At 71.9% G+C, this 15873-nt stretch carries 28 protein-coding genes; 8 read left to right on the plus strand and 20 right to left on the minus strand.

Features of this window, described 5'->3' with window-relative positions:
* Positions 1 to 913, minus strand: a 913-nt coding sequence (locus C5N14_RS31020) for a hypothetical protein (protein ID WP_133305776.1), incomplete at its 3' end; no start/stop codon positions are given.
* Between the two features lie 412 nt (positions 914 to 1325).
* Between C5N14_RS31020 and C5N14_RS31025 the strand changes: the two genes are divergently transcribed.
* From C5N14_RS31025 to C5N14_RS31045, 5 genes are all read left to right on the plus strand, one after another.
* Complete coding sequence (locus C5N14_RS31025; RefSeq protein ID WP_117673406.1) at positions 1326 to 1547, plus strand: helix-turn-helix domain-containing protein; 222 nt, start codon at positions 1326 to 1328, stop codon at positions 1545 to 1547.
* A gap of 71 nt (positions 1548 to 1618) precedes the next feature.
* On the plus strand, positions 1619 to 2143 hold the full coding sequence (locus C5N14_RS31030) for a hypothetical protein (protein ID WP_128763717.1): 525 nt from the start codon (positions 1619 to 1621) through the stop codon (positions 2141 to 2143).
* Positions 2143 to 2400, plus strand: coding sequence for a hypothetical protein (locus C5N14_RS31035; protein ID WP_117673410.1), 258 nt, complete (start codon positions 2143 to 2145; stop codon positions 2398 to 2400). The genes C5N14_RS31030 and C5N14_RS31035 overlap by 1 nt, the downstream gene beginning before the upstream one ends.
* Positions 2397 to 3065: a DUF2637 domain-containing protein gene (locus C5N14_RS31040; RefSeq protein ID WP_117673412.1), complete on the plus strand. Its 669-nt coding sequence runs from the start codon at positions 2397 to 2399 to the stop codon at positions 3063 to 3065. Before C5N14_RS31035 ends, C5N14_RS31040 begins: the two co-directional genes overlap by 4 nt.
* Entirely contained in the window at positions 3062 to 3604 is a 543-nt protein-coding gene (locus tag C5N14_RS31045) for a hypothetical protein (RefSeq protein WP_117673414.1), read from the plus strand. The genes C5N14_RS31040 and C5N14_RS31045 overlap by 4 nt, the downstream gene beginning before the upstream one ends.
* Positions 3605 to 3752: 148 nt before the next feature.
* Here the strand turns inward: C5N14_RS31045 and C5N14_RS31050 are convergent, their stop codons facing one another.
* The 5 genes from C5N14_RS31050 to C5N14_RS31070 form a co-directional block, all read right to left on the minus strand.
* Positions 3753 to 4085, minus strand: coding sequence for a hypothetical protein (locus C5N14_RS31050; RefSeq protein WP_117673416.1), 333 nt, complete (start codon positions 4083 to 4085; stop codon positions 3753 to 3755).
* Positions 4082 to 4801 carry a hypothetical protein gene (locus C5N14_RS31055; protein WP_128763718.1) on the minus strand — a complete coding sequence of 240 codons (720 nt, stop codon included), beginning with the start codon at positions 4799 to 4801 and terminating at the stop codon, positions 4082 to 4084. The genes C5N14_RS31050 and C5N14_RS31055 overlap by 4 nt, the downstream gene beginning before the upstream one ends.
* Positions 4798 to 5949, minus strand: a complete 1152-nt coding sequence (locus tag C5N14_RS31060) for a protein rep (RefSeq protein WP_117673420.1) — start codon at positions 5947 to 5949, stop codon at positions 4798 to 4800. The genes C5N14_RS31055 and C5N14_RS31060 overlap by 4 nt, the downstream gene beginning before the upstream one ends.
* A gap of 865 nt (positions 5950 to 6814) precedes the next feature.
* Positions 6815 to 7114, minus strand: coding sequence for a hypothetical protein (locus C5N14_RS31065; RefSeq protein ID WP_117673422.1), 300 nt, complete (start codon positions 7112 to 7114; stop codon positions 6815 to 6817).
* The gene (locus C5N14_RS31070; RefSeq protein WP_117673424.1) at positions 7111 to 7788 is read right to left on the minus strand and encodes a hypothetical protein; all 678 of its coding nucleotides are present in this window, start codon (positions 7786 to 7788) and stop codon (positions 7111 to 7113) included. The genes C5N14_RS31065 and C5N14_RS31070 overlap by 4 nt, the downstream gene beginning before the upstream one ends.
* A 564-nt stretch (positions 7789 to 8352) precedes the next feature.
* Here C5N14_RS31070 and C5N14_RS31080 point away from each other — a divergent pair.
* The 3 genes from C5N14_RS31080 to C5N14_RS31090 are packed head-to-tail and all read left to right on the plus strand — an operon-like array spanning position 8353 to position 10128.
* Positions 8353 to 8877, plus strand: coding sequence for a hypothetical protein (locus C5N14_RS31080; protein ID WP_117673428.1), 525 nt, complete (start codon positions 8353 to 8355; stop codon positions 8875 to 8877).
* A complete protein-coding gene (locus C5N14_RS31085) occupies positions 8877 to 9398 on the plus strand; it encodes a hypothetical protein (RefSeq protein WP_117673430.1) in 522 nt (173 codons plus the stop codon). The genes C5N14_RS31080 and C5N14_RS31085 overlap by 1 nt, the downstream gene beginning before the upstream one ends.
* A gap of 4 nt (positions 9399 to 9402) precedes the next feature.
* Positions 9403 to 10128 (plus strand): hypothetical protein, encoded by a 726-nt coding sequence (locus C5N14_RS31090; protein ID WP_117673432.1) that lies wholly within the window; start codon positions 9403 to 9405, stop codon positions 10126 to 10128.
* Between the two features lie 84 nt (positions 10129 to 10212).
* On the opposite strand, the gene C5N14_RS31095 is transcribed toward C5N14_RS31090, so the two are convergent.
* The 14 genes from C5N14_RS31095 to C5N14_RS32520 form a co-directional block, all read right to left on the minus strand.
* Positions 10213 to 11202 (minus strand): hypothetical protein, encoded by a 990-nt coding sequence (locus tag C5N14_RS31095; protein ID WP_117673434.1) that lies wholly within the window; start codon positions 11200 to 11202, stop codon positions 10213 to 10215.
* Positions 11189 to 11521: a hypothetical protein gene (locus C5N14_RS31100; RefSeq protein ID WP_165878299.1), complete on the minus strand. Its 333-nt coding sequence runs from the start codon at positions 11519 to 11521 to the stop codon at positions 11189 to 11191. Before C5N14_RS31100 ends, C5N14_RS31095 begins: the two co-directional genes overlap by 14 nt.
* Positions 11522 to 11523: 2 nt before the next feature.
* Entirely contained in the window at positions 11524 to 11673 is a 150-nt protein-coding gene (locus tag C5N14_RS32510) for a hypothetical protein (RefSeq protein WP_165878300.1), read from the minus strand.
* Positions 11670 to 12260 (minus strand): hypothetical protein, encoded by a 591-nt coding sequence (locus tag C5N14_RS31105; RefSeq protein ID WP_117673438.1) that lies wholly within the window; start codon positions 12258 to 12260, stop codon positions 11670 to 11672. The genes C5N14_RS32510 and C5N14_RS31105 overlap by 4 nt, the downstream gene beginning before the upstream one ends.
* Positions 12257 to 12775: a C40 family peptidase gene (locus C5N14_RS31110; RefSeq protein WP_165878301.1), complete on the minus strand. Its 519-nt coding sequence runs from the start codon at positions 12773 to 12775 to the stop codon at positions 12257 to 12259. The genes C5N14_RS31105 and C5N14_RS31110 overlap by 4 nt, the downstream gene beginning before the upstream one ends.
* Positions 12772 to 13302: a transglycosylase SLT domain-containing protein gene (locus tag C5N14_RS31115; RefSeq protein WP_117673442.1), complete on the minus strand. Its 531-nt coding sequence runs from the start codon at positions 13300 to 13302 to the stop codon at positions 12772 to 12774. Before C5N14_RS31115 ends, C5N14_RS31110 begins: the two co-directional genes overlap by 4 nt.
* Before the next feature lie 4 nt (positions 13303 to 13306).
* Positions 13307 to 13717 carry a hypothetical protein gene (locus tag C5N14_RS31120; protein WP_117673444.1) on the minus strand — a complete coding sequence of 137 codons (411 nt, stop codon included), beginning with the start codon at positions 13715 to 13717 and terminating at the stop codon, positions 13307 to 13309.
* Positions 13714 to 14151: a hypothetical protein gene (locus C5N14_RS31125; protein ID WP_117673446.1), complete on the minus strand. Its 438-nt coding sequence runs from the start codon at positions 14149 to 14151 to the stop codon at positions 13714 to 13716. The genes C5N14_RS31120 and C5N14_RS31125 overlap by 4 nt, the downstream gene beginning before the upstream one ends.
* Before the next feature lie 160 nt (positions 14152 to 14311).
* A complete protein-coding gene (locus C5N14_RS31130) occupies positions 14312 to 14575 on the minus strand; it encodes a hypothetical protein (RefSeq protein WP_117673448.1) in 264 nt (87 codons plus the stop codon).
* Entirely contained in the window at positions 14572 to 14718 is a 147-nt protein-coding gene (locus C5N14_RS32515) for a hypothetical protein (RefSeq protein WP_165878302.1), read from the minus strand. Before C5N14_RS32515 ends, C5N14_RS31130 begins: the two co-directional genes overlap by 4 nt.
* Before the next feature lie 38 nt (positions 14719 to 14756).
* Positions 14757 to 15101, minus strand: a complete 345-nt coding sequence (locus C5N14_RS31135; protein WP_117673450.1) for a hypothetical protein — start codon at positions 15099 to 15101, stop codon at positions 14757 to 14759.
* A 51-nt stretch (positions 15102 to 15152) separates the two neighbouring features.
* On the minus strand, positions 15153 to 15383 hold the full coding sequence (locus C5N14_RS31140) for a hypothetical protein (protein WP_117673452.1): 231 nt from the start codon (positions 15381 to 15383) through the stop codon (positions 15153 to 15155).
* A gap of 5 nt (positions 15384 to 15388) precedes the next feature.
* Entirely contained in the window at positions 15389 to 15619 is a 231-nt protein-coding gene (locus tag C5N14_RS31145) for a hypothetical protein (protein ID WP_128763720.1), read from the minus strand.
* Positions 15620 to 15637: 18 nt separating this feature from the next.
* Positions 15638 to 15873 (minus strand): hypothetical protein (locus C5N14_RS32520; RefSeq protein WP_165878303.1); only part of this gene is annotated, 236 nt, incomplete at its 5' end.

Here is a 15873-nt window from a genome sequence, read left to right on the forward strand (position 1 = left end):
CCTCGGGGGTGTCGTTACCGCCGTACCGCCAGCCGAGCTGGCCGTAGTTGGTCGCGTTCATCGTGAGCGGGGTTGCGGCGGCACCGGTGCCGGTCCAGGTCTGGAAGAACACCCTCATGAGCTGCCGACCGATGCCGGTACCCGGCAGCATGATTTCGTTCTCGCCCTGCGCCAGCGCGGTCGACCTCGACTGTACGAACTGGTGGAACGCGCTGAGGTCCGGCACCACGAACTGGCCGCCGACCTGCGGAATCGTGTACACCACGCCGCTGATCTCCGAGGTCAGTGCGTGGGAGAACGTGGCCGCGCCGCCGAGAGTCATCAGCGCCGACTGCGTCTCGTACTCGACCTCACAGGTCAGGTTGGTCTGCGCGGTCTGGGCGAAGATCGCGCCGAGAAGGGTCCGCTGGTCGAAGGCCACCGGCACCCGGAAATTGATGTCGACCGCGTAGGTACCGGCCGCCGCCACGGTGACGCCCGGGCCGAGCTGGTTGACGCCGCTCGTGCCCCAGTCGTCCGACGACAGCGACAGGGTGCCCTGCGCGACGGTGCCGGCCCCGACCGTCCGCGACACGCCACGGTCGTTGACCCGCTCCTGTGCCATCTGGAGCGCCTTGATCTTGAGCCCCGACGCGTTGATCAGGTTGGCCTGACCGTTGGCGCTGACCTTGATCGCCTTTGCCAGGTCGTAGGGCCACCGGTACGACATCGTGGTGCCGGCGATCGTGCCGCCGAACGTCACGGTGCCCGAAATCCGCACGTCCAGTGCGGAGATCACCCCGGTCTGCTTGAGGGTGGTCGAGTCCACCGCCCCCAGGCCCTGAATCGGCCCCACTGGCTTCATCGGGAAGGTCAGCCGCCTGGTGGCCGGGTAGAACGCGGCCGGGTTGATCACGACATTCTGAGCCTGCACGCCCTGTAGCGCGCTGATCGGCTGGCCGACACTGGCCATTACTGCGCCCCCCCCGTTGGTCCGCGATGGATGTACGCGACGAGCCGCGACAGGCCGAGGAACGGCAGTTTGTCGGCGGCGATTTCCAGGGCGACATGGCTGAGGATGCTCACCCCAGCCACCGCCCCCCAGAACGCGGCCCGCTTGCCGAACACCCCTCAGCCCCGCTTGGCCATGTACTGCTGGTATCCGACCGTCACCGCGAGCGCGATCACGGCCGTCACCAGGATCTGCTTCCCCCGCATGACTGCCCCCCGTCCGTCACCGTCCGTTGAAGATCAGGAGAGAGGTACCAGCGCGCCGGCCGTCCCCGGAAGGGGACATGTCCGCGCGTCGACTGGACATGTCCACGCGCGTCAACTAAGTTGACGCCATGGGGAGCTTGCAGGACCTACGACGCGCGACCGACGCCATTGACCCGGCCGCGCCGATCGGCGATCAGCTCGCCGCGGTATCGACGCTGTGGAGGCAGGCCGGACGTGTCCGCGACCTGCTTGCACAGACCCTTGTCGATCAGGGTGTGTCGTGGGGTGAGGTCGGCCGAAAGGCCGGGATGTCACGCCAGGCAGCTTGGAAGCGCTACCCCAGACAGTGATACGGGCGGATCGGTGAGAGGCACCGACCCGCCCGCCGTACCGGAGCACCTATCTAGGAGGTCACCCCGTGATGGATCGTACCGACGTTCGCCAGCCCACCGCGGCCATGCTCGCCGCCGCCCTGTTCGTGCTGGCCAAGCTCGCTGAGGACGGCGGTCTGATGTACAACCGCTGGTCCGGGTGGAGCACCGTCCTGCTGGACTCCACCGAGGTGCAGTCCCGGCGGACCATCCTCCAGGCGCTGACGCACCTTGAGCAGTACGACCGGCCCGACCACCGCGGTGGTCGGCTCGCGCTCTGGCGTGGTCGGCTCGCCGGCTGGCAGCTCTGCGTTGTGCAGTGGCTCCCGGTCCGTGCCGACAGCCCCACCGACGAGCCCGCCGTCGACACCGGCCCCGCCACCGCGGCAGCGGAGATGCCCGCCGGACCGGTGTCGTCCTGGCCGGTCAACGCCGGCCCGGTGCCGGCGCAGCGGCCCGGCCGCCCCTCCAACGGGCCGAGCTGGTCCGCCGAGGGCGCCCGGCGTGCGCTGTACCCGGTCGCCCCCGCGCCCCTCGCCGACCCCGCTCTCACCCCCGGCCGGGGCGTGGCCTGATGCCGCTCCCCGACGGTCGCCCCACCTGGGACGAGGCACCCGAGTACCTGCGTACCGCTCGCCTGCAAATCGCTGTTGAGAAGATGGCCTCCCAGTACGGCCTCGCCTGCCTGGAGCTGGCACACGCCGGCCACCGGACCGGCGACGACTTCGCGGCCGTCTACGAAGCCGCCCAGCGAAAGTGTTCCCGGCGGATACGTGCACACAGTCGGCTGCTGAGTGCCCTCATCGAGCAGGTCAGGAAGGCCACCCGATGAGGCCCGCAACCCTGATCAGCCGGGCCGGCGCCGGACTCGTCGCAGGGGTCGCCGGATTCGCGTCCTACCAGCACATCTATCACGTAGCCACCGCCGCCGGAGAGCACGCCAGCGTCGCCGCCGTGCTCCCGCTGTCCGCCGACGGGCTGATCGTGGTGGCCACCGCCGCGCTCGTCGACGACAAGCGGAACCGGCGCCAACCTCGACTGTCGGCCCGCGTCGGGCTCATGGCAGGCATCGCGGCCACCCTCGCCGCCAACATCATCAGCACGCGGCCGGACCTGCTCGACGATCCGTCCGTACGCATGGCGGTCGCCGGCTGGCCCGCCGTCGCATTCCTGCTGAGTGTGGAGATCCTGACCCGCCGCGGCACCCCCCGCCAGCACCAGCCGGACATGTCCCCACCCGACGTGGACATGTCCCCGCACAACCCCGACACGGTGCCCGACACGGTGCCCGACGTCTTCCCCGCCCGGCCCGACCACGTGCCCCCGACCGGCCGCCGGTGGCGCCGCGGTGAGCTGACCAGGCAGGTTCAGCAGGCGGTCGACGAGTGCGCCGACCTCACTCCGGAGCACCTGGCCGAGGTGACCGGCGGGAGCCTGCGGCACGTCCGCCGCATCCTGGACAAGATCCGACCGACCGCAGTAGAGGTGACCCAGTGACCAGCATGTCCGAGTACCGATGGGCGGAAACCGACGGCACGCCCGTACCGCCCGCCCCGCCCGGCTACGCACAGATGCTGGTCCGGCTCGACAACCTGTCCCGCCGGATGCACCGTCGGGTCACCGACCTGTACGGCCGGTACCGGCACGGGCAGCTTTCCCGGATGCACCTCGTCGACGAGGTCGACCGGGCGCACCGCGAGTACGGCCGCGACCGCCGCACCCTGGTCGAAGACGTCGCCGATGGGATCATGCCGCCGGCCGTCAAGGTCGGCGACTACGACTCCGGGTACCGTGACGGCCGGGTTGACGCGCTCTCCGACGTCGCCCGCATCCTGCAGGCCCTCACCGACGACAGGCCATCGACCCGCGACGTCAAGGCATGGGTCTCCGACCGTTTGGGCAAGGCTCTCGCGATGCACACGACCCGCCCCGCAGCCCCTACCGACGTGGTCCCCAGGTGCGCGTACCCCGGCGACCAGGAACACGACCACGAGATGTGCAACGACGTTGTTGCAGAGGCCAACGGCCAGGGATGACCCGGGTACGAAGATGACGAGGGCCCCCGGCATGCCGGGGGCCCTCCTCCGTTCCACCACGGTCTGTGACTCGTGCCGGACCGGCCTAACGTTGTGATCCACCCCCACACAGGTGGGGAGCACGCCCCGCAGATGCGGGGCGGTGGTGCTACCTGTCAGCGTACGGGGCCGGCGCCGGCCCGGCGCCGTACGACACGCCGCCGGCCGGCGCCGGCCCGCTCTCGACGGGCGGCTGCCCGTCGAGAGCCGCGGCGATCCCCCGCTGTACCGCCGCGTCCATCCGGCTGTCCAGTACGCCATTCGTCTGCCGGGCCGCCTGCCGGCCGTAGGCCAGGGCCCCGAATCCGGTCACCGCGGCGACCGCCGCCAGGACGTCACCCGGCGACGCGCCGAACCTCGGCGCCGCGACCGTGGCCGCCAGGACCACGGCCGCGAGCGCCACCATCGGCCACGAGATCGACGGCCGCTCGTGCCCGGTCACCGGCCGTCCACCTTGCCGATGACCTCCGTCAGGACGTCGACGAGCATGGCCCGGTCGAGCTGGACCGGCGGTCGTGCCTCCAGCCGTGCGAGCTGCGCTTTGACCGCCGCCAGGTCCCCGGCCGTGTTCCGGACGAACGTCCCCAGGGCGATCGTGGGATTGGTGGCCCGGTCCGCGTACCCGTTGGGCCAGATGTCGCGGGTGGTGAGCCGCTGGGCCACCTCCTCCGCGATGTCTCTGAGGTCGCCCTTCTCGATCGTCATCGTCTCCCCCTTGGTCGTGCCCCACGGGTCGAATGACCCGATGGAGCGGTCACACCAGTCCGACCGTACGGACAGGTGCACGTGATGATCACGGCTGGACGTCGTTACCGGCGTCCCGCCCTTGAAGCTGATGTTTCGGCCGCTGTGGTTCATGTACTTGAGCCACGGCAGCTCCCCGCGCCGCGCCGATGCCTCGATCTTCTCGCCGAGCAGTCGCACGTTTGCCAGGTCGATCGCGCACACCACGTAGCCCGGCAGCGGCACCGGCCACGCCGTCGAGCTGAACGGGGTGTGGTCCTCCGGGATGTCCTTCGTTAGGTGCTCCTCGTTGCCGATGGTGCCCAGCACCGACACCCCCGCGGATTTCGCCCACGTCACCAGCTCGGCGACCGGCCGCGCCAGCCGGAACGGGCGGCCCTTCGCCACCCAGTCGCGGTAAGACCTCGTGCTCACTCTTCCCTCCCCTGGTTGTACTCATCGATCTCCGCGAAGTTCTCCCAGGCTTCCGGCGGGTGAACGCCGCTCGGACTGAGTCCGAGCGCGCGTACATACCGCCGGATGCCATCGAGCCCCCCGCGCTCTGCCGCTACGTGTAGGTACGCCTCGCCGTACGGGCGCGCAGCGATCGCCCGGTACAGCGGTGCCGTGATGACGGCGATCGTCTCCGCGTCGGCGGCCTCGTCGGTGATCGCCTCGTCGGTCAGCTCGTCCTCATCGGGGAGCAGCAGCGCGCGCAGTCCCCGTGACCAGCGGATAGCCGAGCGGCCTTTCGTCGCTAGCTGGTACTCGTGCCAGAGCGCGAGATCCTCGGCGGATCCGTCCGACCCGAAGTCGGCGAGAATCTCGAACGGCACCCGCGACCCACGCCGGCCGCCCTTGAGATCCGACCGGGTGACCTCGTTGCCGACGTTGGACCGCCGCGCCGGCTTGCCCTTGTCGGCGCCCTCTTGCAGCTTGGTCACGTACACCGCGACGGCCGCCGAGTCCCGCCGGACGAGATCGAAGCGCACCCCGTGCGCCGCGCTGGCCGCCGGCCAGCCCTCACGGGCCAAGAACCGGTTCCACCTGGCCAGCCATGCCGCCTCCAGCTCCCGGCATTCCTCGTCGGTCAGCCGGGCCGCGGTGACGAGGATCAGGTGCAAGTGAGGGTGCCAGCCGTGCTCCCCGTGCGTCACTTCAAACGCTCTGATGTGTCCTAGGATGCCGTACCGATCGCGCTCGCCGGCATAGGCCCGACCGCGCTGCACGAACCGGAACGCCTCGCTGACCAGCTCAACCGTGCGCGCAAGCGCATCGGCTGCCTGGTGAGGCAGCGTCAGCGTCACCAGCACCGCGCCGCCCTTCTGCGCCGGCAATCCCGACTTCTTCCTGCCGGACCTGCGCTCGTCGCGGGTCGGCCGGCGCAGATGCTCGGCCAGGCCGCGCGTAATCTCGTCGGCCCTGTGCGACCGGATCGACGCCGCGCAGACCGGGCACGACCAGACCGACGAGCACGTCTCGTGGCCGGACATGTGCGCGCCACCGTCGGAATCCCGCTTGACACGTACCGGCGTGTTACCGATCGGCATCCCGCACTTGGCCACCCGGGGCAGGGCACTCACGCCGTCCTGGCGTAGCAGTCCCCGCAGCGCCCATCGGGCTGTACGGCGGGGTTCGCCTGCGTCCTGACCTGCGGTGGGTACGAAGTTTGCGACGTACCAAGAGGGCGTCTCGGCGGCTGCGCCGATCGCCTCCGGAACGGTGGTCGGATGCACGGGCACGCGCCGCGCCGGACGGCGAGACGCGAGATCGTTACGTGATTCACTGCGACGACGGGACGCGCCGCGCTGGGATTTCTCCCGGGGGCCGGTCGCCTGGTCTACCATTCGTGCTGTCGCCTTCCGATGTGAGAGATCGGTTGTGCGGCCCTCCGGTCGAGGGGATCCGTTGGGGAACGGGTCCACCGACCTCCCGGAGTTGAAGGGCCCCGACGACTGCTATTCGTCGGGGCCCCGACTCTTCTCGGGGGGGACGAGAAGATCACGGGGCCGGGTGCCATCGTCCGCTGTCATGCTCGCGGGAGCAAGAGACACGCCGGAGACTGGCCGTACAGACAGGAATCGCGCCGACTCGGGCGAGCATTCAACTACTGAGTGCAGTGGTTGATCTATCGCCGTCTTGCGGTGACGTCCCGACGTATCGACCACATAGCCCGGTCGGCGGCCCGGTCATCATTCGCCGGTCACCCTACGGACCCGCCGGCTAACACGCTCTGTGACTGTCCGCAAGCAAAAGCGCGCCGGTCCGGCCTCGTTAATCGGCCCGGCGCGCTCCTGCGCTGCGCACGGTAGCAGGCGGGCTCCACTGTCGACAGGCCCGTCTACGGCAGCAGGGAGGGCAACCAGTGCAGCAGCCTGGTTGCCCTCCCTGCGGTCCCCCCCGAGACGCGGTCAGCGTACACCCGTACGACAGACGGCACCGGGCCCGTTACTGGTAGCCGAGGTGCCCGTACGGTCGCCCGCCCGGCCTGGTGGACCGCGTCGCCCTGGTCGACGTCGGCGCCGCCGCCGGGCTGGCCGGGTTGTTGGCCGGGTTGTCGCCGTAGTCGAGTCCGTCCAGCGTCCCGCCGGCCGCGAGGTACGCCCGGACGTAGACAAGGGCGAGTTGGCGTTGCCGCGCGTCGCCGTTGGCGTCGTACGGGCAGCTTCCCGCGCCCGCTCCGGATCGGGCCGCGAGTCGGCCGCCCCGGGCCGCCCGGTCGCGGTCTGCCTGCGTCGTCGCCGTCATGCCGCGAAGTCCCTTCCGTTGCTGGCCTGCTTCCGGGCCGCCCGGGCCCGCCGGCCCCCGGCCGCGTCGCCGAGCTGGTCCGCGCGGTACTCCGCGTACGTGATCCGGGGGTGATCCTCCCACCACCGCAGCAGTTCCTCGGACGCGTGTTTCCGGGCCCGCGCCCGGGGCCCAGAGAAGATGCTCACCGGGTCGACGCCGGCCGCCGCCGCCGACTTGGCGAGCAGGTTTCCGCGGGTCGCGCTCTCCGCTTGCAGCACCGCGAGCGCGGTCAGCTCTGCGTACTGCCGGCGCCGCGCCTGCTCCCGACTCTCCCCGCGCCGCCGGTCGCTGTCGTCCGCGCCGAGATCCCCGTAGACCTCCCGGTACGCCTCCTCATACGACCGGCCGGCGCCGACGAGGTCGTCAACGGCCCGCTCTTGCGCAGTTGGCTCGCGCTCGCCGCCAGCGTCACGCCGCTGCATCTCCGCGTCCAGGGCGACCAGCGCCGCCTCATCGCGCGGGGAAAGCTTGGCCTTGCCCGCGACCCGGACGAATACATCGAGCAACGCCTCATCGCTGGCCGTGGTCGGGCTGGCCACCGTCCGCCCGATCTGGTGAGCCGCCAGCGCCCCCTTCGACGCGAACCGCCCACGCTCGTCGCGGGGGTGATCCTCCTCCCGCCACGCTGCCACTACGCCACCAGCCCGGACATGATCCGGTGGGTGTGACTCGGCGAGTAGCCACACGCCGCCGCGATTTTCCGTACAGATTCGCCCGCCTCGTCAGCCTCCCGAATCGCCGCGCGAAGTGCGGAAACGTCATCCTCGTACGCCTCTTTGGACCGGTCATGAGCAGCCGCAAGCCTGCTCAGCCGTACGGCCATTTTCCCCTCCATGGGACAGGATGCTCCCACCTTTGACGTAAGGTGTCGACGTCCGATCGGCCCTTACATCCCCCGAGAGTCCAGTAAGGACCGGAAGGGTTTGTATCCCTTACTCATGGGAGGTGGTGACGGGTGGCAGTAGCCGTCCAGGGCACGTGCCCGAAGTGCCTGCACGTCGTCAAGACCACGGCACCCCGCAACCGCGTCACCTGGAGGGGCAGGTGTCCCGCGCCAGCGTGCGACGGCATCGTGTTGGCCCGCCGGATCAAGGGCGACGCCACCGAGACCCCGCCGGCCGCCGCGCCGGCTGACCCTGCACAGACCGACCAACCGGCGCCGGCCCGGCGCCGCTCGACGATCCCGAGGGTGAACCATGCTCGACGACCTGCCGGCGATTCCGCTCCCGGCGTTCCGCCAGCCCCACCACGACCAGCTCGACGAACTGCCGGAGAGCAGCCCGACCACGAGCCCCAGCGACGAGCCGAGCAGCCCGGAGCCCCCGCAGCCGAGCCCGCCGGACGACGGCCCGGCCGCGCCCCCGCCCCTGAGTCCGGAGCCACCGGCCGCGCGGCGTACGCGCACCTCGGGTACTAGCGACCCCGCCGCCGCCGGACGCACGCTCGCCGGCCTGCTGGTGATCCTCGCCGGCATCACCGCGGGTCTGCTCGCCCGGTCCGGTCGGCACCTGCGCCAGCCGACCCGCCGCCAGGTGGCCGACGTCGCCGACCCGATCGGACGCATCGCGGCCCGGCACCTGCCGACCGACCTGCTCGGCGACGACGTCGGCGACGTCGCCGAGGCAGCCGCCGCCGTGCACGCCTACGTGCTCGACGAGGACGCCGGCCCCCTGATCACCCGCATCCCGGCCGCCACGGTGGCCTACCCGGAGGAGTCCTGATGCCCCGCCTGTCGCTGCTGCTGCGCGCGTCCCTGATCCCGCTCGGGCTGGCCCTCGCCGGCCAGGGCCTGCGCGACCTGTCCGACGAGGCGGACACCCGCCGCGCCGAGCTGGCCGACCTCGCCGAGCTGGCCGACGCCCGGCGGCGATACCTCGCCGGCGCCGGCCCAGACCCCGACGAGCTGCCCGTCGACGAGCAGCCCGCCGTCGACGAGCTGCCCGTCGACGAGCGGCCCGCGCGGCCCCGGGTCGCCCGGGCGCTCGCGGTCGGCGTGCTCGGCCTGGCCGCCGGAGTGATCGCCGGCCGGGTCGCTGTCGCCGCCGCCCGCCGGGCCGCGGCTGCCGCCGAGCTGGCTGCCGCCGTCCGGTCGGCGCAGCTCGTCACGATGCCGCCGCCGGCCGGGTCGCCCGCCGACCTCGCGGCCCGCGCCGGCTTGGTGGACCTGGACGCGCTCGCCCGCCTCCTCGCCGAGCAGCCGAACGACGACGGCCAGGGCGACGCCGTGCCGGCCCTGGCCTGACCCCGTGGGGACGCTGACCAGCCGCGGGGAGATCGACCCGTCGAAGGGCGTGATCATCACCTGTCTCGGCAAAAAGCGCAGCGGCAAGAGCAAAATGGCGCTGCTCTGGTTTGAGTCCTACCCGTACGACCGGGTGGTGATCGACGTCAACGGGACGGACGGGCCGCACCGGGGCGTCATCGAGCTACGCGGCACCGTCGACGAGCTGCCGACGAGGTGGCCGGAGCACCTGCGCGAGGATGGCAAGCGCATGACCCTGCGGTACCACCCCGACGCCGGCTCCCCCACGTTCGTCGAGGACGTCGACGCCGTCCTTGGGATGGCGTACCGCACCGGCCGCGTGTGCGTGCTGCTGCATGAGGTCGGGCTGATCGCCCGGGCCAACCGCACCCCGCCCCACATGCTGCGCATTCTCCAGTCCAACCGGCACCGGCAACTCACGGTGCTGCTGTGCTGCCCCCGGCCGCACACCGTTGACCCGCTCGTGCTCGGGCAGAGCGATCTGGTGTACGTCTTCGAGCTGCCGAACCCCGCCGACCGCAAGCGGGTCGCCGAGGAGATCGGGTGGGATCCGGCCGACTTTGCCGCCGGGGTTGACGAGCTGGGGCCACACGAGTACCTGCGTGCGGACACCAACGAGTCCCGGCCGGTCGACGGCGAGACCGAGATGCGGCTGGTGTCCTGCCCCGCCCTGCCGGCCGATGTGGTGGCGCAGCTCGACCGGCTGTAGGGCGCGACTTATCCCAGGATTACGTTTTCGGATCAGCGACGAGGGGCCCGGCCAGGCTGGCCGGGCCCCTCGTCGCGTGCTCGTCTACCTCGGCCGGGGCACGATCAGCGCGCCCTGCTCCTCGACCACGAGCGACAGCCGATCGGTGCCGGAGTGGACGCCGACGCCGGTTGCCCCGGCGGATTGGCGCCACACCAAATTGAGCTGGTAGTCGCCGGCCGGGAGGTCGCCCGCGTCCCGAACGTCGCCGGCTAGCTTGGCGTGGTCCGCCACGTACCACCAGCGGGTGTCCAGGTCGTACGTGCCCACAAGGAGAGTCCCGCCGCCGCTGAGTGCCCTGCGGATCCGCACGCCCCACCACACCTGGGCTGACGCGACGTTGCTGTAACAGCCGATGCTCGCCGAGATCGCCAGCCGGGACACGGCCTGCCCGGGGCCGCCCCCGACCGGCGCCCCGTAAAGCTTGGTGTACTGGATCGTCGGGCCGCCCGGCAGGTCGACGTAGGTGCTCTGCGTCGACGCCAGGGTCTGCGTCGGCATCATCCCGTTGTAGACCTCGCGCCGGCCGGTCAGCGCGTACCCGCCGACCGTGACCCGGCCGGGCGGGGTGACCTCGATCGACCCGCCCGGTACCAGCATCGCTGCCCCGTCGGATCCCAGCGTCGTCAGCGCGTTTCCGTTGACCGCGGAGAAACCCGATCGGCTGTACTCGGAGGGGATGCCGTCTGCGGACACCCCCCGAGCGACGAAGGACTGCACCGCGGTCGGGCCGACCACGACCGCATCCCACCAGTACAACGCCGGGCTGATCTGCTGGATCTGGATGGTGGATACCACGTACGGCGCCGGGTACAGCGCCACCACCTCCGCCGGGGCTTGGGCCCCGGGGAGGATCTGCACCGACGAACCGGCCGGGTCGCCGACCACCACGGCGCCCCGGGTCCGCGCGTCGGAAAACTCGGCGGACCCGTCGCGGTTGATCGACCAGCCCGACACCCCCGGGATGTAGTTCGGGCTGCGGATCGCGTCACGGATCAGCTCCGTGTCGTCGACGATGGGATCAGCGAAGGTCACTGCGGGATACCCCTCTCACGATAAGCGTTGCGGTCGCGCCCGGGTCGCCGCCGGTCCAGCGGCACTCCAGCGTCTCTCCCGGCAGCAGGACGTGTCGGGTGTCCGACTGGTCATTGCTGCCGCTGTACGTGCCCTCCAGCGGCCAGCCGCACGCGTAGACGAGCGCGCGAGCTCGCCTCGTCGTCGCCGTCTGGCCCGGCGGTGGGGTCACCTGCACGCGGGTGTGGTTGATCTGCACCGGCACCCGCGCGGTGTAGGTGGCCACGCCGTCGCCGTTGGCGTCCAGGGTGGTCTGTTGCGGCACCAGGAACGGCACCACCGCTACCGCCACCACAAGAACGGGCGGAGCGCCAGCGGCGGCTTGACGTTGCGGCGCACGTACGCGTCGTGCAGGCACAGCCAGCCGGCCGCGAGTAGCACCACCCCGACGCCGGCCGCCGTGCGCCGGTCGGGGAAGAACGGTCCGGTCACAGCATGCCGCCGATGCCGTACGCCTGCATGCCGGCGAACGCCTGCACGCTGGCCACCGCGTCGACGGGGCCGGCGATCGTGAAGGCGTGCGCGCCGATCGGCATCGACAGGGTGGCGCCGGCCTCGACGCGCTGCACGCCCAGGCCCTGCACCGGCACGTCGCCCTGATCGCCGGACGCCACGTAGAGCGGGTCGGTGGCGTGGTGGTTGGTGATCAGCACCGACCCGACCGCCACCGGTCCCGCGTACGACCAGCGGCCCGCCGGGAGCGCGACGAGCCTCACCAGCAGGACCCCGTTCGTTGCGCCGGTCCGGCCGCCCAGCCGCGCGGCGAGCGCGGTGGTGGACTCGCAGAGGCTGGCTACGGCCTGCATCATCTCCGCCTGCATCAGGCGTTCGGCCTCACGCGGGGACAGCCGCGCCGGCACCGGTACCGGCTCGTCGACGTCGACGGCAGCGGCTGCAGCCCGCACCGTGCCGTACCCGCCATCGACGTGGGTAGCCGGCTGTCCGCCGGGCTGGCCGGTCACCCGGACCGCCATGTCGCGCAGCTTGACGAGCCCGCGCGGGCCCCTGACCTCCGTCACGATTGCCCCCCCTTGACTGCTTGCCAGCCGCCCATCGCGACCAGCGCCACCCCGCCCGCGGCCACCAGGCCAATCAGCAGCAGATCGGCGGACCGGTCCACCGCCGACGTACCGCCGCCCGCCGCGACCGGCAGCGTCGTCACGAGGTCGCCGACCGCGCCGGCTACCCCGGACAGTCCCGGGGCCCGTCCGTAGGTCGGCCGCCCGTAGAGTTTGGACACCTGCACGTTGCGGCCCGCCGACGGTGCGGCCAGGAACCGGCCGCCGCCCAGGTACAGCCCGACATGCGTTGCCGGGTTGCCCCAGAACACCAAGTCTCCCGGGCGCGGGTCGGTGACCGGCTTCGCCCATCGCTGCTGCTCACGAGCGGTGCGAGGCAGGTCGATCCCGACCTTGCCGAAGATCCACTGCATCAGGCCCGAGCAGTCGAAGCTGTTCGGGCCCTCGTTGCCCCAGACGTACGGCTTGCCGATCTCGGCCATCCCGTAGGCGATCACCTGGTCAGCAGTGCTCACCGGCCGCCCCCTGTCGTCCGGGCCGCGCCGGCCACGACGAGCACCACGCCGAGGACCACGATCAGCCCCTGGACGACGAGCCCGCCGGCCCGCGACACCATGTCGTCGGCCAGGCCCACCCGCTGTACGGCGCCGGCCCCCGGGATGTACGTCGTCGACGAGCTGCCCGCCGCCGCCTGTGCCTGCCCGAGGTACTGCCGGTACTTGCCGGAGGTGTAGACGGTCCATGGCGTCCAGTCCCGGCCGCCGCCGCTGATCTCATACGCCGCGGTGAGGTTGGCCAGCGGGTCACGTAGCCGGGTGATGTCCCTCGTCCGGCCGGTCCCCGTGTCGGCCTTGAGCGTGCGGATCTGCGTCAGCCCGACCGACGGCCCCCATGTGGCGTCTTGCAGGGAGACGTCGCCGACCGCGCCCGGGTTCAGGCCGGATTCCCCCGCAGCGATGGCCGCCATGATGACGGCCGCCGCCGGGTCGAATCCGGCCTGCCTGGCGTAGGCGTACACCTGCGCCATGGTCAGCGACGCCACTGCGTCACCGCCGAACAGGCGTCAGCGGCGACGGTGGGGTGAAGAACGTCGGCGCCGGCCGGCTGCCCGCCGGGTACGGCCTGAACCCCGGCTTGCGGAAGTTGCGGACGTCGTCCGGGCTGGTCGGGGTGGTCGTCCGCCCCCGGTTGAAGATCGAAAGCTGCTCCGTGAAGGCGCGCATGTCCGCCGACCAGCCCTCCTGGATGCCCTGGAGGGCGTTGTACAGGTCCGTCCCCGAGGAGTCGAAACCAGCCGCCGGCTGGATCTGCGCGCCGTCGACGCCCGACCCGCCGCCACCGCGGCGCATCATGACCACCAGGCCCAGCACCGCGGCGGCGCCGGCCGCCACCTGCACCCGCCGATCCTTGAGCAGGCCCAGCACGCCGCCGGCCCGCTTGCCTCGCCCGCGCGTCACCGGATGCCGCCGTACGGCTGCACGTCCGGCTGAGACATCCGGGCGAACGCGTCCAGCAGCGGCCCGCCGCCCGTCGACGGGTAGCCGGGCTGCGCGGACGGGCCCGCCTGCGCGCCGACCTGGGCCCGGCCCGGACCGCCGACGAGCCCCCGGAACGCTTGCAGCGCGCCCAGGTCCGGACTACCGCCGTCGCACCCGCGCCGGGTGGCCGCGCCCTGGTCGCCCGGCCGGTACCGGCCAGCGACCATCGGCGACGTCAGGGACGTCCCGATGTGCAGCCGGGTAGCCAGGCTCACGGACTGCGGCTGCGGCCCGTACATGATCGCCGGCCCCGGGAAGACGTTGCCGCCCGACGCCCGACCGCCGGCCCCCGCCGGAACCTGCTCCGGCCGCTGCTCCTTGCCGGCCTTACCCGGCTTACCGAACAGACGCACAGCTCACCGCCCCTGGAAAGTCTTGACCACGCCGCTTCCCGCGGTACCCGCGTTCAGCAGCAGTCGGCCCCACCCGGTCGCGTGCGCCGCGAGGAGATACATCCCGATCAGCAGGCCCGCCGTACCCAACGCCTTCCGTCCCATGCCCCTGCCCCCCGTCTCAGACCTGCACCGGCGGGTTGCGTGGCAGCACGCCGCCGATCTCTGTGTCGTTGCTCTTGCTCTTGCTCTTGCCGCTGCTGCCGGCTGTGGCCTTGCCGACCCGGGGGATCGCCGGCACGTCTGCGGCCAGCGCCCGCCGGATGCCTCCGGTTAGCCACACGAGCAGCTTTCCGCCCTGCTGCGCGCCCCTGGCCGTGCCCAGCACCTGCATGGCCACGAGGGTCAGCGCGCCGGCCGCGAAGCCCTGGATGCCGCGCTTCACAGCGGCCTGCCGTTGCCGTCGCGGTAGCCGGGCCCGTAGCCGTCATCGGGCCGTTGGACGCCGGGCTGCGCGAACGGGTCACGGCTCGGCGAGGTGAGCCCGAGCCGCCCGAGCGCGTTACCGCCCAGCACCTGACACAGCACCCACGCACCCGCGACGACCAGCACAATCCCGCCCGGCCTCACGGGAGTTCCGTCCCGTCCGGCGCGCGGTTGAAGAACTTCGCCATGAGGGTCTTCTTCACCTCGCCCGGCCCGGCCTTGATGAACGGCAGCGCGACCCAGCCCCAGAACAGCACGCCGAGCACCCACCCAGCCCCAGCGCCGGCCGCCTTCGCGGCCCGGCCGGGCCGGGCGGGCGCCGGCTCGTCGTCCTGGTCCTGGTCCTCCTGGTCCTCGTCGACGTCGTCCTCGTCGACGTCGTCCTGGTCCCCGGCGACGTCGTCCTGCTCGTTGTCGTCCTGGTCCCCGGCGACGTCGTCCTGCTCGTCGGCGCGACCGTCCGGGCCCGGCCAGTCCGCGGCCATGCGAGAGCCCCCGGTGTATGCCCCCTCGCGTAGCCGCTCGCCGGCCACCGGTCAGCCCACCCGGCGCAGCGGCAGATCGCACCGCTCGGGCACGCCCAGCCACAGCACCACATGCGGTTCGGCGTCGATGACGATCCCGTACCGGCCGGTGGCCTCGCACTCGACGAGATCCCCGGCAACCGGCGCGGCCGGCGCGGCTGACTCCTGCGCCGACTCGTCGACGTCGGCCGCCGGGGTAATCTCGTCGGCGTCTGCCGCCGGGGTCTTGGTGTTCGCTGCCATGCTGGTCAGCCCTTCCCCGCGGATGCGGAAATCTTGGCCCGACCGAGCCGGACCGACCCGGCGACGGAGGCCAGGCCGAACGTCACCGCCAGGACCCCGCCGACCCACACGAGCGGGTTGGACAGGGAGTACCAGGCGATCGGGTCATCGCCGGTCACGGCGACCCGTGAGGTGGTCTGCGCGATCCCGGCTTCGCCCGGCACGGACACCGGGCGTAGTCCGATCTGCTCCTGCACGGAGAACACGGCAGCCCCCTACGCCCCGACCGGGGCCGCGAATACGGTCTGCTGGGCGAACTCGAATCCGGGCGTGGTCGGCGCGTTGACCAGGGACGCCACCAGTCGGAGATCGGACGTCGCGCCCTCGTCGACGGCGTCCCGGAGCGCCCACTCGGAGCACCAGTCGTGCACCCCGAAGCCCCAGACCCGACCGAAATCCACGCCGAGCTGGTCCTCGTTGACGGCCCGCAGCACCGCCCCGTTGCGGTAGA

The organism is Micromonospora sp. MW-13, from assembly GCF_003434305.1.
Taxonomy (GTDB): domain Bacteria; phylum Actinomycetota; class Actinomycetes; order Mycobacteriales; family Micromonosporaceae; genus Micromonospora.

Bases quoted from the DNA above. Each gene is read 5' to 3' on its own strand.
- C5N14_RS31135 (WP_117673450.1), bottom strand. From the start codon at position 15,101: ATGGCCGCGGACTGGCCGGGCCCGGACGGTCGCGCCGACGAGCAGGAC.
- C5N14_RS31035 (WP_117673410.1), top strand. From the start codon at position 2,143: ATGCCGCTCCCCGACGGTCGCCCCACCTGGGACGAGGCACCCGAGTAC.
- C5N14_RS31025 (WP_117673406.1), top strand. From the start codon at position 1,326: ATGGGGAGCTTGCAGGACCTACGACGCGCGACCGACGCCATTGACCCG.
- C5N14_RS31030 (WP_128763717.1), top strand. From the start codon at position 1,619: ATGGATCGTACCGACGTTCGCCAGCCCACCGCGGCCATGCTCGCCGCC.
- C5N14_RS31040 (WP_117673412.1), top strand. From the start codon at position 2,397: ATGAGGCCCGCAACCCTGATCAGCCGGGCCGGCGCCGGACTCGTCGCA.
- C5N14_RS31085 (WP_117673430.1), top strand. From the start codon at position 8,877: ATGCCCCGCCTGTCGCTGCTGCTGCGCGCGTCCCTGATCCCGCTCGGG.
- C5N14_RS31065 (WP_117673422.1), bottom strand. From the start codon at position 7,114: ATGACGGCGACGACGCAGGCAGACCGCGACCGGGCGGCCCGGGGCGGC.
- C5N14_RS31080 (WP_117673428.1), top strand. From the start codon at position 8,353: ATGCTCGACGACCTGCCGGCGATTCCGCTCCCGGCGTTCCGCCAGCCC.
- C5N14_RS31140 (WP_117673452.1), bottom strand. From the start codon at position 15,383: ATGGCAGCGAACACCAAGACCCCGGCGGCAGACGCCGACGAGATTACC.